The following is a 14,205-nucleotide window of genomic DNA, read 5'->3' as shown; positions in this document are numbered from 1 at the left end:
ATCAGGGCCGACGGTCGCAGGGCTCGCTGCATCATGTTGATTCCCTTGTGAAACCAACGCGAGCCGGCGCCTGAACTTCATCAAAAGTGAGTCAGAGCCAATATTGGCTCTGACGCATATTCGATGATCGTGATTGTTTTTATGGCGCGCCAATCAGCCTTGCCTGAAGGAGGTCGAGCTTAGCGCGCCCGTACATCTGCCGTTTGACCAGCTTGAGCTTAGTGATCTGCGCTTCCACTTGGCCATTGGACCATGGTTGCGTAATAGCGGCGTGCACCGCGCCCTTAACCGGCAGATGGTCGACATCCTCAACGCGGTTCTGACCGACGGCTTGCCGGCCGTCGAGGCGACCTGTGCCGAGGCGATCGCTCAGGGCGTTCATTCCGCCGATGTCGTGCTTAACGTTCTGGCCCGCCAGCGTGATCCTGCGCCGCCGGCCAACATCCTCACCCCGGTTGCGCTGACATTGCGCCATGACCCGATCGCCGACTGTGCTCGTTACGACCACCTCAGGAGAACCATCTGATGGAGCGTACTCAACTGTTCGATCTCATGGGTGAGCTCAAGCTCTACGGCGTGAAGGCTGCCTTCGACGAGATCATGGCGACCGCCATCAAACGCCAGCACGAACCCCAACGCATTGTCGGCGACCTGCTCAATGCCGAGATCAACGAGAAGCAGGCCCGCTCGATCAAGTACCAGCTCACCATCGCCAAGCTGCCGCTTGCCAAGGACCTTGAGGACTTCCAGTTCGAAGGCACCCCCATCAACAGACCCTGGTCAATGATCTCGCCGGCGGCGGCTTCATCGCCCAGCAACGTAACGCCGTTCTGGTCGGCGGTACCGGCACCGGCAAAACACATATGGCCATCGCCATCGCCAGAAGCTGCATCCGATCTGCCGGTCCTTGGCGGCTGCCGATCAATGCCGACGAGGTCACACCATCGACCTCTCCGGAGGTGAAGCCCAATGCGGAGACTTGGCTCGATTTCACCGACCTCGTCTTTATCGATCCGGTCGGGACCCGCTATAGCCGCTTCGCGGCGACCGGCGAGGATGTCCGCAAGCAGTTCTTTTCCGTGGACGGCGATGTCAACGCGCTCGCTCTGGTGATCCGCCGCTGGCTCGAGAAGCACGACCGATTGTTGTCGCCAAAATATGTCACGGGCGAAAGCTATGGCGGTATTCGCGGGCCAAAGGTGGTGCGCCAGTTGCAGATGCAGCAGGGCGTCCGCGTCAAGGGTCTGATCATGATCTCACCCGTGTTTGACTACCGCGAGTCTGGCACGAGCCTTCTTCGATACGTCGCAACGCTGCCGAGCTATGTCGCGACCGTGCGCGGAGCCAAGGGACCGGTGAAGCGGACCGATCTCGCCGACGTCGAAGCTTACGCGCGCGGCGAGTTCCTGACCGACCTCGTCAAAGGCAAGGTGGACAAGGAGGCGACCACGCGGCTGGCTGACAAGGTCGCCACGCTAACCGGCATTGACCAGACAGTGCCGCAGGCTCGGGGGCCGCTTCGGTATCACCGAATTCAGCCGCGAGCTCGACCGCAACAACGGCGAGGTGACCGGCCTCTACGACGCCTCCGTGCGTGGCTTCGATCCCTATCCGGATTTCGGTAGCCCCGGATTTGGCGATCCCTCGGGCGAGACGCGTCGGGCGCCGCTGACCAGTGCAGCCGTCGATCTCCTGACGCGCAAGCTGAACTGGCGGCCAGATGGCTCTTATGAAGTTGAGCAACGCCGCGGTTACGCGCGCCTGGGATTTTGGCGCCGGTCCCCCGCAGTCCTTGTTTGAGCTGCGCCAGATCCTTGCGACGGATCCGAAAATGAAGGTGCTGGTCGGGCACGGCCTGTTCGACCTCGTAACGCCCTATTTCCGCTCGCAGCTCTTGCTCGATCAGTTGCCCGCCTTTGCCTCAGGGCCGCGCGTCAAACTCACGGTCTATCCGAGCGGCCTCATGTTCTACTCGCGTGATGCATCGGGCCAGGCTTTTCGCGCAGAAGTCGAAGCGATGATGAAGCCGGCGGCGAAATAAGTCACAAGTAAGCGCTCGGGTGTGTCGTATGTCACCGCTTTCTCAGCGGGAGACCGCAACTGAAATCCTAGCGCCAGCTTGCGATTTTTGGAGATTTTCGGCTGACCGGTCTTTGCCGGCTTCTTTAGCGGCGTCACCGGGGGGCAAATAGCCAGCTGGCAGTGCTCCATGCGCGCGGCCACGTTCTTCATCCCGGATTGGTTCTTGGCCAACTGAGCGCCTCCTCTTGGAAGCGCTGATAGTGCCATTCGGAACGCAGGAGCATCTGGTCTTTATCGGCGCGAGCCAAATCCAATGCGTGCGCGTTTCGCAGGATCGTGAGCGCGGATTTCAGGGGATGGTGAGCAGAGGTTTCAGACGATCGTGAGCAACGATTTCGCGGGATCGTGAGCGAGGTTTTCGGAGGCTTGCGCCGCTTCGGCCGACAACTCTACGGCTTAGGGATGACCTCGTCGTTAACGAGGAAGCCCAATGCCTACCGGAGAGATTGTCGATGCGCCGGATCAAGGAAGTCCTTCGGTTGAAGGATGTTCAAGGCGCACCGGAGCGGGCCTTCGCACGGAGCGTCGGCAGCAACGGCGCTGTGCACGGCTATCTGAGCCGCGCCCGCTCTGCTGGGTCAAGTTGGCCGCTTCCGGAGGGGATGACCGATCCTGCTACTCGACCGTCTCGACGACACGCAGCTTCTCTTCCCAAACCCGCTCAAGCGAGCGCGCCACAAGACGGTTCTCGGGCTCTACGGCGTCATACTGACGCCGATCGCGCTCGGCCTCGTAGCGGGCGCGCTCCACCCGAAGCGCCTGGCGCCCGAGCTGACGGCTCTCCTGCTCCAGTTGGCCCGCCGCCGCGAGTGCGATCTCAATCTGATCCGGCACCAGGGCATCGAGGACCACCGGCTCAACCAGCGGGTCAACCGCCAAAGGTCCGGACTTCCTGGCAAAGTGCACTGCCTTGCTGATCCCGATCTGAACGGCAGCAATAGACCGGATGATCGGCATTCGGGCCCGTGTAGCGCATGCTCATGCGCCGTCCGCAACGGCCGCAGATCGCAATTCGTTGTAACAGAGCTGCCCCTTGCGCGGAACGCCAGAGTGTCCCGCCTCATAGCGGCAGACGTTATCTGCCAGTCGCCCCTGGTCGGCCATGAACTCCTCCCAGCTGACATAGCCTGCTGCTGTGATCACGCGGCCCAGATAGCGTTTGCGATCGGTGTTTATATGTCCAGCAATTCAGCTGCGATTTGATGTATCTCAGCTGAACTTTCTTGGACTGCTATTTCACCGCGCGGGTGCAAGAAGATTGAAGCAATCACCGCCTTTTGCAAGAGCGTTGGCTGGAACGGTCGATCGGCGGTGCCGCGTACAGCATGCGTTGTGTTTCACCAAAGACGCACGGCTTGTTTCGATCACAACGGGTCTTGTCGGAAAGATGACATCGCGACCAAAAAACCCGGAATGTGCATAGCGCGCGCTGGCCCGGATCCTGCACACCACACGCGGCGTAGAAGCGATAACACAACGCACGCCTCGAGCTGCATTGAAGATCGTCGTTTGTTGAGTGGTGATATGGGATCTGGAGTTCTTTTTTGGGGCGCAGCAGCATTTGCACTCGTCGCATCTGGCGCCGCCCATTCAGCGGATCTCCATCCGGCCATGAAAGTGGCTCTGTGGAGCTGGACTGGAGGATATATCGGCGTGCACGGCGGCGGCGGCCATGGCCGCACTTCCTTCAGTGACCCCTACGGTCCATCAATTTATGGCGACATCGTCAACACGCCTGTGTTTCTGGCCGGAGGACAGATCGGCTACAATTGGCAGACGAATGGCTGGGTGTTCGGCGCCGAGTTAGACGCGAGCCATGCTGTCTCCGATGGCACGAACAGCTGCCTTGCCTTCTCAGGCAATGTCGTGATTGCTACCTGCAAAGCAGGTCCAAACGTCTTTGTCTCAGGGACCGCTCGTGTCGGCTACGCGTTTGGCCCGCAGGGCCGCACGCTGGGCTACGTCAAGGCAGGGGTGGCCTGGCAAAACAATCGCGGCGAGATCGCCAACAACAACGAATTCTGGGATGAAAGCTTTGCCGGCTTTCCGCGGCACGTCACGCAATTCGATTACGGCCGTTTCGGTTGGACCGTCGGAGCCGGCATTGAGCAAGCGCTCACGCCTGCTTGGTCCTTGAAATTCGAGTACGATTACATGAGCTTTGATGGGACACGTCTGGCGACACCCCCGACCATGCAGGGTCCGCCATTTGCGATCATCCCCCAGCACAAGCAGCCTTTCTAGCAGCTATCTCTTGCGACAGGTGGGACAATGACGTCCAAGTCCGTTGACGTATGTGTAGTTGGCAGTGGCGCCAGTGGCTCAATCGTCGCCCACGAGATCGCCCGAAAAGGATTCCGGGTGCTCGTCCTCGAAGCAGGCCGGACGCTTCCCGCCGGTGCCTCACTGGCAACGGTTCGAAACGGCGTCGATGATGCCGCCCTGGCGCGCGCTCCTACCGGTACATTGAGGCCGTTGGGTCGACCCTGGACAGTCTCGGCGCTCGGCGGTGGGTTGACATTGTACGCAGGCATCGCATTCCGCTATCGCACCGTCGATTTCGACGCGAGAGCGCATGTCGCCGCGGACGCGCTCGATCCGGTCTGGCCTGTCGATTACGATATACTACGTCCCTACTACGAGGAGCTCGAACAGCGGATCGGGATAGCTAGACTAGCTGGTGCCGATCCGCTCGAGCCCCCCAGCGATCCCGCCGTGCTGCCGCCGCACAGATATAGCTTGCAGGGCGAACTGATCGCGACTGCGGGCGGACGTCTCGGCCGGCTGCCATTTCCCACCCCGCTGGCAATCAATTCTATCCCGTACCGCGGCCACGCGGCTTGTGACCGCTGCGGCCCCTGTAACGAACACCTCTGTCCAAGCGGCGCGCGGGCCGATGCGCGGTCCTCGTTCACTGACGTCTCCCTGCCGCCGGGCGCGCTGTCGATCGCCCCTGGCAGCAAAGCTGTACATATCGCGCTTGGTAGCCTTGGCCGCGCGGACTCCGTGGAATGGCTGGACGTGCTCACTCGGCACCGCGCCCGGGTCCGCGCCCGCTGCGTGGTGCTCGCTGGCAATGCGATTCAATCTGCCGCCTTGTTGCTACGCTCAGCGCAGCGAGCGGCGCCTAACGGCATCGGCAACGCCAGTGGCATGCTCGGGCGCGGCATCTGCTTCAAGGTCAGCGGCTACGTGTCTGGCACCGTCACGATCGACCGCGTGCCTTCGCATCCGCCCGGCGGGCCGTTCTCAACCGTTGCAATGACCGATCATTACCTCGACGCCGAGGCACCCTCCGGGCTAGGCGGACTTATTTACGAAGCTAGTCCGGCACAGCGGGAGGTCCGTGGCCGAAACGTCACGCTGAGAGTGCATTTCCTAGCGGCCGACCAACCTATGCGCAGCAACGCGGTTCGACTAGCTAACAGTCACGATCAGCTAGGCTTGTCCAACATCATTCTCGAATACCGGACTCATCCACTGGACAAGCGGCGATTAGGTTATTTGTCCCGGCGCGCGTCGGACCTGCTTGCTGCGGCGGGCGTGAAAAAGATCGCTTACGAGGAGTCCATGTATCAGTTCGGTAGCGGTCATCTGCATGGTGGCTGTCGAGCGGGGAATGATCCAAGGGAGTCCGTGGTCGACCGCTGGGGTCGCGTGCACGACATCGACAATCTCTACGTCGCGGACGGCGGGTTCTTCCCGTATCCCGGAGGGGTCAACCCGACCTTCACCATTCAGGCGAATGCGCTGCGGATCGCGCGCAGAATCATCACGCAACTGGCCTGATCGGCTGAGACCGGAGAATTCTTATGCTCAGCACGCCCCATGCCACGTTGGCGGTGACGGATACGCACAAATCGGCACTGCGCCGTGCCTTACGGGTTACCGCGTCAGAGAAATGGGATCTCAATCGGCGTTTTCCCCTCGTGATGAGCCGTGCCTCCGGCGCGCATGTCTGGGATGTCGACGGAAGACGATACGTGGATCTCACCTCCTGTGGTGGAGCTGCACCGCTCGGAGCCGGATATGAACCGGTCGTCGATCATGTCGTCTCAGAGCTGCGCCGCACCGGCGGCATCCTGCCCGGGCCATTGTCCGTGCACCGGATCGAGCTGGCCGAACGGCTCGCGGAGATATTCCCACGAGCGCAACGCTCGTTGTTTTTCCGCACCCGCTCCTGCGCTACGACCGCCGCAATCCGCCTAGCTCGCGCGCACATGGGTACGAATCTGGTGCTTACCAGCGGGTATCACGGTTGGCACGACTGGCAATTGCAGGACCGTCCCGCGATGGGGCTACCCCGAACGGGACCGGGACAGTGTCGACTTCCGCTACGATCTCGACCTATTCGAGAAACTTTCCGGTGAGCAGCGCGTCGCCGCGGTAATCATCACAGCCGAGGTCACTTCCCACCCGAATATCACCGGGAATTGCAAAATCTCGTCCACCGGCGCGGCGCCCTGCTTATCCTGGACGAGGTTATGACAGGATTCCGCTACGGCCTCGGCGGCTATCACACCGCGGTCGGGCTTGCACCCGACCTGATCACACTTAGCAAGGGACTGGCCAACGGCATGGCACTTTCGGCGATCGCAGGGCGAGCGGAGGTGCTCAACGCCGCCGAGAAGACCTACCTGGGCAACACCTATCAACGCGAGATCACCCCATTTGCGGCAGCGCTGAGCACCCTGGATGCCCTGCGCAACGGCGCCGCGCTCGCCCGGATGCGACAGGTTGGCATGCAAATTATCAACGGTCTCAACGGGGTCTTCGCTAGCCAACAGGTGCGGGCTCGCGCGTTCGCATGGCCCACGATGTTCGACGTCGTGTTTGCCAACGCCGATCTTGGTTTCGCGTTCTTCCAGGAGATGTGGTCGCGCGGCTTCCTTATGCAGTACGGTGGCCGTTTCATGCCGTCTGCCGCGCTGTCCGATGCAGACGTGCAGGCCGCGATTGAAGCCGCCGGGCAGGCGTTGCCGGCGGCTCTGGTTCGACTAGAGAGTACTGGCCGCGATACGGACCTGATGGCCGCGGCGGTGCGGTTTGCCGGTGATCACTTCCTCGCAACCGCGGATTCGGTCCGGCGTTGGTTCACCGAGCCGAGCCATCCATGAACACGAGAAGTCGAATAGGGGACACCGCCATGCTCGAGGCCGCCGCGTTCTCCACCTCGCCGGTTCTGCTCGGGGGCGATAACCGGTCCGGCACGACCTTGCTGAGCGTCGTGCTGGATTCGCATCGCGATCTGGTCGTTGGGCCGGAGATCGATTTCCTAGAACCGCCGAACCTCGGCCCGCATGTCCTGGACGCGACCGACTTGCTCGCTGCTAATGACCCACGGGTCACCGGCATTGTCAAAAGCGCAATCGACCCGTTCTGGTATGACGGCGCGCACTTCGTAGTGCAATGCCTGCGGTTCGGCTTGAACTTCGACGACGTGCGTAGACTCGTCACGAACGTGATGAAGGAGTTAGCGAGCGACATCGTTTCGTTCACCGACAGATGCAGTCTGATCAACGAGATTGGTGAGTTCCGCAGAGCGCAAACCGGAGCCAAGCGATGGGGCCTGAAGCTGCAACGCAAGATCGCCCAAATCGACGTCTTCGCTGGTCTGTGGCCAGATGCGCATTTCGTGCACATCGTACGCGATGGTCGCGACCTAGCGGCCTCGCATTTGAGAACCGTACCGGAGTGGGGTTACCGGACCGTAGCTGAAGCCGCGCACGGCTGGCGCGAGATTGTATTTCAGCCGCATCGCCTCGCGCCGCCAGAGCGCTATCTTGAGGTTCGCTATGAAGATCTGGTGACGAGTCCCCGCTCCAGCCTTATGCGAGTTCTGAATCACTTGCACTTGCCCTGGGACGGGGCCGTGCTGCGACACGCCGAATGTGAGCACGCATTGTTCGAACGGCCCTACGGCCACCCGGCGGCCGAGTCCACGGGCAAGCCTTTGCACGCCGGTCGCCTTGGTCGCCACACGCAGGATTTGACGCCCGCGCAGATCGCGGAGTTCGAGGGCATCGCCGGCAGTGAATTGGCCCGATTGGGCTATTTGTCGGCCTCGAGCCTGGTCATCGACGCGTGAATCCCGCTGAGATCTCCACAACAGCTCGTGGATTGCCACGCAGCTATTTGGCACTGCTCGCCGGGCGTACGGTGTCGGAATTGGGTTCCGAAGTGACCGTGCTGGCGCTACCGCTGACAGCAATCACTCTGCTGGAGGCCGGCCCGGCACAGACCGGGCTACTGCTTGCCTGCGGCCGGGCGCCGAACCTGATGATCGGCCTGTTCGCCGGGGTGCTCGTGGACCGCCTCCCACACCGATGCATCCTGCTGACCGCTAATTTGGTGATGGCGGTAACGCTCGCAACGATTCCGATTCTCGCCAGCCTTGGGCAACTCGGAATGTTCCTGCTATATATGGCGACCACGCTTGTCGGGACGGCCGCAGTTATCGCCGACTTGGCCTATTTGGCATGTGTGCCGACGGTCGTGGATCGGGCTCGACTCGTCAGGGCGCAGAGTTCCTGGCAGCTCAGCAGATCTGGCGTTGTGGCAGTCGGTCCATTCCTCGCAGGCTGGCTAGTCAGCGCGTTCTCCGCGCCGTTCGCAATTCTCGCCGACTCGGCCTCTTTCGTGCTCGCGACCGCGTTGCTGCTACTGGTGCCAATGCGGGCGGCTGAGCCACCGCCCGCTGGATCAGGTTCGGTACTCGGTCAGATCACGGAAGGACTGACGACGGTGTTTGGCAACCCAATTCTGCGTGCTGTCACGTTGGCCACCGGCAGCTTCATCTTCTGCTACAACGCTTACTCCGCTGTCTTTCTGCTCTATTTGACGAAGCATCTAGCTTTGGACGGCTGGACGACAGGGGTAGTACTCAGCATCGGCGCCCTCGGTGGTGTGGTGGGTGCGCTCACCGCATCGTGGGCCGGCCGCACGATAGGCCTTGGGCCTGTGTTGATGGTCGCCCTGGCGCTCAGCGCCGCAGGCATGACTCTGACAGCGCTTCTCACGCAGCCGCGATGGGCGGCAATCGTGTGCGTGGCGCTTTCGCAGTTCGTGCTGTGGTTCGGTCAGGAGATCTACAACGTACACCAGGTCCTCGTTCGATACGCGCTAGCTCCGGACCGGGTGCAGGGTCGTGTCAACGCGAGCATCCGAAGCGTAGTGTGGGGGCTTGCACCACTAGGTGCACTGCTTGGCGGTGTGGTCGGCGCCGGGCCTGGCCTGCGCACTACGCTATTGGCCAGCAGCGTGCTGGGCGCGGCCTCCGTGCTGTGGATCTGGCGATCGCCCCTACGTCATAAGCACAGCTTGCATCTCTGATCGCTACGGATTGGCAGACAGGGCTGTGTATGAAGATCCCCGAGCTCGGCGATCGCGAGCTACGGCGGCCTGACGTTGTGGCGGATCAACGTAAACTTCGTCGCGGACGGTCTTCCTTCTTTGTGGCGCTCTGGCGGCCACGCCTTGGCACTATGATGCCGTTGAGGTGAGGCCGTTCACACCATCAAGGATGAGGAGATCGACCCTGGCGAGGCTTTTCATGCGCGCGGCGATGCGACCGTCACCCTTAACCAGGGACAGCTCATCGATCAGGGGCGGCAGCCGAGTGTGACGATTTTGGCTAGAGTTTTTCGCACCAATTCCCGGCTGTGGAGGCCTCGTGTAGATCCTTCTTCATGTTGGCCACCGAGACTTGCAAGTATGTGGGCCAGGTCCAAGCGAATTGCCTAGTGAGAATCGGAAACTCTATCGCGCAGGCGGCGACTTAATTCACGGAAGCGAATCATAAGCTGCCGCCGGTTCGACCACCCGATCAGGGCTCTTGTTTCAACAAGAGCTCTTTAGTTCTTTCACTACAACGGGCTGATTGGGGCGAAATGTATTTTCCCGGAGCAAAGTGGAGTGTCTTTTGAGCGCCATTTGGTCTCGCTGATCATCAGGTTGCGCTGGCTGTTCCTGCGCAAGGACATTTCGCTTGTCGACCGCTGCGCGATAGGCATCTCATGCCAGTCTCAAGGTTGCAAGAAAGCGGCTCAGTGCTGCCTGCGGCGCAGAACTGCTCTTGGATTTTCGTGACGAAACGCAATACCGTTCCATCAATCGGAGAGCGGCTATCCCGGAGCGAGGCGCGCGTCGGGCAGGACGGCTTTCTCGGGCCCAGCAGGTTGCGCGCAGCCGCGGACGACGTGCACGGGAAGCAATGACTCGCGAGGCGGACAAGCCCTCTCTGGTGGGAACGGAGTGAAATTGACCCGTGAGGGCGCGCCCTCTTTGCCGTCGAGCACCTGAAACCCCCTCGCCGTCGGCCCTCACGGTACGCTCCTTGCGCTCTCCAAACGACGCGAGCGTCGATCCAGCGGCTGCGCGAGGATTCAGCGCCGATCGCCTCTGTCGCCCGGACTTTCGAGTCGAGAATGTCATAAAATCATGGTGGAGAGTGCTACACCGTAGTGCTCCACCGCAAAAAGCCATCGGTTCACGAAACCTCTGACTTTGAAGGATTTTTTCGCCACTGAAAATCGGTGGCGGAGAGAGTGGGACTCCCTCCCCCGATCCCGCGAATACACTAAAACCGCCTAAAAACAAGGATGCAAAAAAACGGGTCGAGTTTTGTGACCGCCGCTGTGTACCACCGGATCGGCCCGGCAGGCCATCAACCTCAGGCGATTTGGAGGCGTCTGGGGGGCAGGCGTGCTTCCCTCCTCTCGTCGATTCTCGCCCGGACGCTGACCTGTGCGGGGCGGCGCCGCGTTCGGCGAATTCGGCGGTGGGTCTCATCGCGACGGCTGACCCGTCCGGGCGCCGGGCGGCCCCAGGTCGTCCCATACCAAGGATTCGGCAGCGGCGCCTGGAACGGCGACCGGGTACGGGGCGGTCGACCTGAATGGTGTGGACGAGCCGGATCGAAAAGAGGCTGCGGACCATCTCGGTTCGGCAAGTACACAAGGCGCATCAAGGCGCACATCCTCTACAATCACCTCGCGACATCGGATCTCGGTGAAGAGTATCTCGGGGCGCTTATCGATCACGAAACGCTAGCTTCAATCATTGATCACAAGAACTACAATCCAAGAACCATTCGCGCCATTACTGACACCCTGAACACCGAGGCCGTCAGCGTAGCGGGATATCCCGACTTCTGCATTTCCAGCCTCGATCCCCAAACGACCTTTGGGAAAAGCCGTTCAAAAATATCCCAGACAAATGCCGGCACCTTTTGATCGGCCTTTTCTTCTGCAGCGAATTAGGGTCTCGGATCTCCGACCTCAGACTGGTTTTCGACGCGACCCACGCAGCAATGTGCGGGCAGTTCAGGATTGGGGCGGGCCCGAAGGACTTTGAAGAGGCATTGAAGATAATGGAAAGCGGATTCTCGCTATCAGCTCGACCACCGTTTCGTTCATCAACCCGTCGTTACGCGATTATCTTCGGGAATATCAACGGGCAGCGGAAGATCTCAGATCGCGGCTGATCGGCAACTGCGTCACCAAGTGATGCAGCCGCTCTTCTCATTGCCGTCGCCGCCACGCCGATATCCGGACCGGCAATGAGCATCGCCAACTACGAATCCTATGCGAACCTGCATGCCGTAGATCTGTTGAAGGGCAACATTTGGCAGCTGGCTGACAATAGGCGTTGTGCGGCCTTTCTGATGGACACTCATTGTTGGAAGCTCTTTCGTGGATAATCGACCATTTGTCGAAAGGCGCGCTGCTGCCAAATAGCAACGGGATCATCCCTCAGCGCGGCGAATATCCCTATCACATCAATATCAAAGTTGATCTCTACGCCCCTAGATCGACTGCAACGATTAAGACTCGAACGCACACCTGAGGGTTCGTTCGAGCCCGATTTGGCGGAGACGATCCATTACTATCGGACCATCGATGACGAGCCGATGGATTCACCCGATCCGCAAATAGACTTTGTACAAATGAGGTCATTTGGAATGCTCACTCTCTGGTCTCTAGCGGAACTCTTTAATGATGGTACGCAGCCGAAGTGAGATCGGCTTGGCCGTAGAACCAAAACTAAATCGTCCGCAATAGACCGAACAGGTTTTGCAATTTTGTATTCGGGACTGAAGTAATGAACGAAGCTAGTCTCCGACCTCAACGTCAAAGCGATCTGCCTACATCATTGCCGCCGCGCGGACCGTCACGCATGCAGGCCGCTGAGTATATTGGCGTAAGCGCATCTGCCAATCCTGCCCCTTTGGCCATGATGCCAAATCATTGAAGAAATATTGGTTTTCAGCCTCGACCTCAATGATTTCAACAACTCAGGAGCCGAAGTACCGGCCTTACATGAGAAAGGCGCCGTCTGATGCGCCCTAGCTCACACGAAAGAGGTGGAAGTCTTAGAGACCCTGCGGGAGAGTATGCTGGTTCATGCGGGCCTCAATGATGGGTTCGAGGTCGGCACTTCGCTGGCATGGGTAGAGGGTGAGGCTCCGGTATCGGCGGACCTAACCGCGCTGAAAGGCGCTATGCGTCAGCTCAGGTATGACAAGCAAATCGGCAGGGACGACGAGAAGGAGCGTCAACGTCTCGCTATGCGGTACGACAAGGTACTCGGTGCCGCTGAAGCGCTGTTAGATCAGTATGCCTTGATGACGCTCACGGGCAACCAGCACTCGCTAAATTCTGCGGCCCTCGCGGTCCCGCTGGAGCTTCCGGGGCCAGTGGTCCTCGACGCAACGGCCGGTGTCGATCTGATGTACCAGCTCATGGAAGACCGTGCCGACATCATTCCGACGCCTCCCGGTGTTCGTGACTACAGCAACGTAACTCTTCACGTCGCCCGCACCGCAAGCATCGGCAAGACGAAAATGGAGGAGCTGGCAACAAAGCGATTTCCACAGTTACAGGCAAATCTTGCTGAACGGCTATCGGAAGACCGCAAAGTCCTTTTCTGCGTCCACAAGCACGTTGAGCATCTGGTGCCCACCCAGGCGGACCTTGGGGTAACCGAAGTGGCTTCAGCGCATTGGGGCGCAATCGATGGCAGCAACGATTACAAGGACTTTGAAACGGCGGTCATCTTCGGGCTACCGTTCAGGGATCGCATCTGGGGCACCAATGTCTTCTTTGCGTTCAAAGGCGTCCAGGATGACGACTGGCACGAGAACCCGTGCTGGAAGGAACACACCAACGTCCGTGAGCTGCTGCAGCGCAGACATCTCGCGACATCGATCATACAGGCGATGGGACGGGTACGGCTTCGCAAGGTCATTGACGAGCAAGGCCGGTGCGCTCCCACGGACGTATTCATCGTGCTACCGAGCGGCGCGCGGGGCCCGGAAATCCTCGAGTACATCCGTCAAGAGCTGCCCCACGTCTCAGTGCGAGATTGGGACTTTGAACTCGATGGCCCCAAGATACGTATGGACCGCCGTGTTCTGCCCGCCGAACGACTGGTGATCTTCATGTCAAACCGAAGCCCCGGAAGGACCTCCATGAGCCTCATCGGCCGCGAGTTTGGCCTCAAGCCTTACCAGCGGAAAGACCTCCAGAAGGCCTTACGTGACGAGAACCACCCCACCACCTTGAAGCTCAAGCAGCTGGGGGTCACGTATGGTTCGGAAGGAAAAGGGAGGGGAGCCAAGAGCTTCCTCGTGAAGGCCGCCTAACAGCCAAGGGCCGCACCAAGGTTATCCATAGGAAGCCCCAGGTGCGGCCCGCTTCGTTGGGGAACGTCTGCTTAGAAGTCAGGCGCGGACACGAGCGCTGGTGTAGCAATGGGCCGCGATGGGACAACAAGAGACCTCATGTTCCTCGAACTGAGAAAGTCAAACAGTTCCCAACGCGTAACGTATGGGACAACCGGAGAGTGAAGCCGCCTTTCCGAGCGAAATTCGTTAACAAATGGCCGCGCGGTGCTACACTTCTCGTCGTTGTCTAATTGCATTTAGACGGGGGGGGAGACGAATGGATCGCGCACTGTTTGAGCTGCACCCGGTTCCGAAGACACCAAGTTAGGTGTTTTATGGAGCAGGAGGTGCGTCATGGAGAGAAGGCAGTTTACGCGGGAGTTCAAGCTTGAGGCCGTGCGGCTGATCAAGCAGCGCGGCGTGTCGTATGCGCAGGCGTCCAAAGACCTTGGTATTCA

9 protein-coding genes and 4 pseudogenes are annotated in these 14,205 nt (G+C 60.1%); 11 read left to right on the top strand and 2 right to left on the bottom strand.

Annotation, left to right across the window (positions count from 1 at the left end; all coding sequences use genetic code 11):
• Nucleotides 1-286 precede the first annotated feature (286 nt).
• From IVA74_RS10050 to IVA74_RS10035, 4 genes and pseudogenes are all read left to right on the top strand, one after another.
• Nucleotides 287-526 (top strand): annotated as a pseudogene (locus IVA74_RS10050) (IS21 family transposase); the annotation flags it as partial.
• A pseudogene (locus tag IVA74_RS10045) lies at nt 526-1,625 on the top strand (ATP-binding protein). The pseudogenes IVA74_RS10050 and IVA74_RS10045, both read left to right, overlap by 1 nt.
• Nucleotides 1,626-1,831: 206 nt before the next feature.
• On the top strand, nt 1,832-2,041 hold the full coding sequence (locus tag IVA74_RS10040; protein ID WP_247342330.1) for a hypothetical protein: 210 nt from the start codon (nt 1,832-1,834) through the stop codon (nt 2,039-2,041).
• A gap of 493 nt (nt 2,042-2,534) precedes the next feature.
• Nucleotides 2,535-2,693: pseudogene (locus tag IVA74_RS10035) on the top strand (IS21 family transposase); the annotation flags it as partial.
• A gap of 4 nt (nt 2,694-2,697) precedes the next feature.
• Here IVA74_RS10035 and IVA74_RS41130 read toward each other — a convergent pair.
• The gene (locus IVA74_RS41130; protein WP_247342333.1) at nt 2,698-3,039 is read right to left on the bottom strand and encodes a hypothetical protein; all 342 of its coding nucleotides are present in this window, start codon (nt 3,037-3,039) and stop codon (nt 2,698-2,700) included.
• A gap of 654 nt (nt 3,040-3,693) precedes the next feature.
• Between IVA74_RS41130 and IVA74_RS10020 the strand changes: the two genes are divergently transcribed.
• The 5 genes and pseudogenes from IVA74_RS10020 (at nt 3,694) to IVA74_RS10000 (ending at nt 9,414) form a co-directional block, all read left to right on the top strand.
• Complete coding sequence (locus tag IVA74_RS10020; protein ID WP_247342327.1) at nt 3,694-4,326, top strand: outer membrane beta-barrel protein; 633 nt, start codon at nt 3,694-3,696, stop codon at nt 4,324-4,326.
• 276 nt (nt 4,327-4,602) lie between these two features.
• Nucleotides 4,603-5,871: a GMC oxidoreductase gene (locus IVA74_RS10015; RefSeq protein ID WP_247342324.1), complete on the top strand. Its 1,269-nt coding sequence runs from the start codon at nt 4,603-4,605 to the stop codon at nt 5,869-5,871.
• Nucleotides 5,872-6,503: 632 nt separating this feature from the next.
• Nucleotides 6,504-7,199: pseudogene (locus tag IVA74_RS10010) on the top strand (aminotransferase class III-fold pyridoxal phosphate-dependent enzyme); the annotation flags it as partial.
• 29 nt (nt 7,200-7,228) lie between these two features.
• Entirely contained in the window at nt 7,229-8,170 is a 942-nt protein-coding gene (locus tag IVA74_RS10005; protein WP_247342317.1) for a sulfotransferase, read from the top strand.
• Nucleotides 8,171-8,217: 47 nt separating this feature from the next.
• The gene (locus IVA74_RS10000; RefSeq protein WP_247342315.1) at nt 8,218-9,414 is read left to right on the top strand and encodes an MFS transporter; all 1,197 of its coding nucleotides are present in this window, start codon (nt 8,218-8,220) and stop codon (nt 9,412-9,414) included.
• Nucleotides 9,415-11,508: 2,094 nt separating this feature from the next.
• On the opposite strand, the gene IVA74_RS09995 is transcribed toward IVA74_RS10000, so the two are convergent.
• Nucleotides 11,509-11,655, bottom strand: a complete 147-nt coding sequence (locus IVA74_RS09995; RefSeq protein ID WP_247342312.1) for a hypothetical protein — start codon at nt 11,653-11,655, stop codon at nt 11,509-11,511.
• Between the two features lie 820 nt (nt 11,656-12,475).
• On the opposite strand from IVA74_RS09995, the gene IVA74_RS09990 reads away from it, so the two are divergent.
• Nucleotides 12,476-13,726 (top strand): hypothetical protein, encoded by a 1,251-nt coding sequence (locus IVA74_RS09990; RefSeq protein ID WP_247342308.1) that lies wholly within the window; start codon nt 12,476-12,478, stop codon nt 13,724-13,726.
• Between the two features lie 375 nt (nt 13,727-14,101).
• Nucleotides 14,102-14,205 (top strand): transposase (locus IVA74_RS09985; RefSeq protein WP_247340152.1); only part of this gene is annotated, 104 nt, incomplete at its 3' end.

It is taken from the genome of Bradyrhizobium sp. 132 (assembly GCF_023074185.1).
In the GTDB taxonomy this organism is placed as follows: domain Bacteria; phylum Pseudomonadota; class Alphaproteobacteria; order Rhizobiales; family Xanthobacteraceae; genus Bradyrhizobium.
This window is presented reverse-complemented; position numbering and strand designations above follow the sequence as displayed.

Bases quoted from the DNA above. Each gene is read 5' to 3' on its own strand.
- IVA74_RS09990 (WP_247342308.1), top strand. From the start codon at position 12,476: ATGCTGGTTCATGCGGGCCTCAATGATGGGTTCGAGGTCGGCACTTCG.
- IVA74_RS10040 (WP_247342330.1), top strand. From the start codon at position 1,832: ATGAAGGTGCTGGTCGGGCACGGCCTGTTCGACCTCGTAACGCCCTAT.
- IVA74_RS10005 (WP_247342317.1), top strand. From the start codon at position 7,229: ATGCTCGAGGCCGCCGCGTTCTCCACCTCGCCGGTTCTGCTCGGGGGC.
- IVA74_RS41130 (WP_247342333.1), bottom strand. From the start codon at position 3,039: ATGCCGATCATCCGGTCTATTGCTGCCGTTCAGATCGGGATCAGCAAG.
- IVA74_RS10020 (WP_247342327.1), top strand. From the start codon at position 3,694: ATGAAAGTGGCTCTGTGGAGCTGGACTGGAGGATATATCGGCGTGCAC.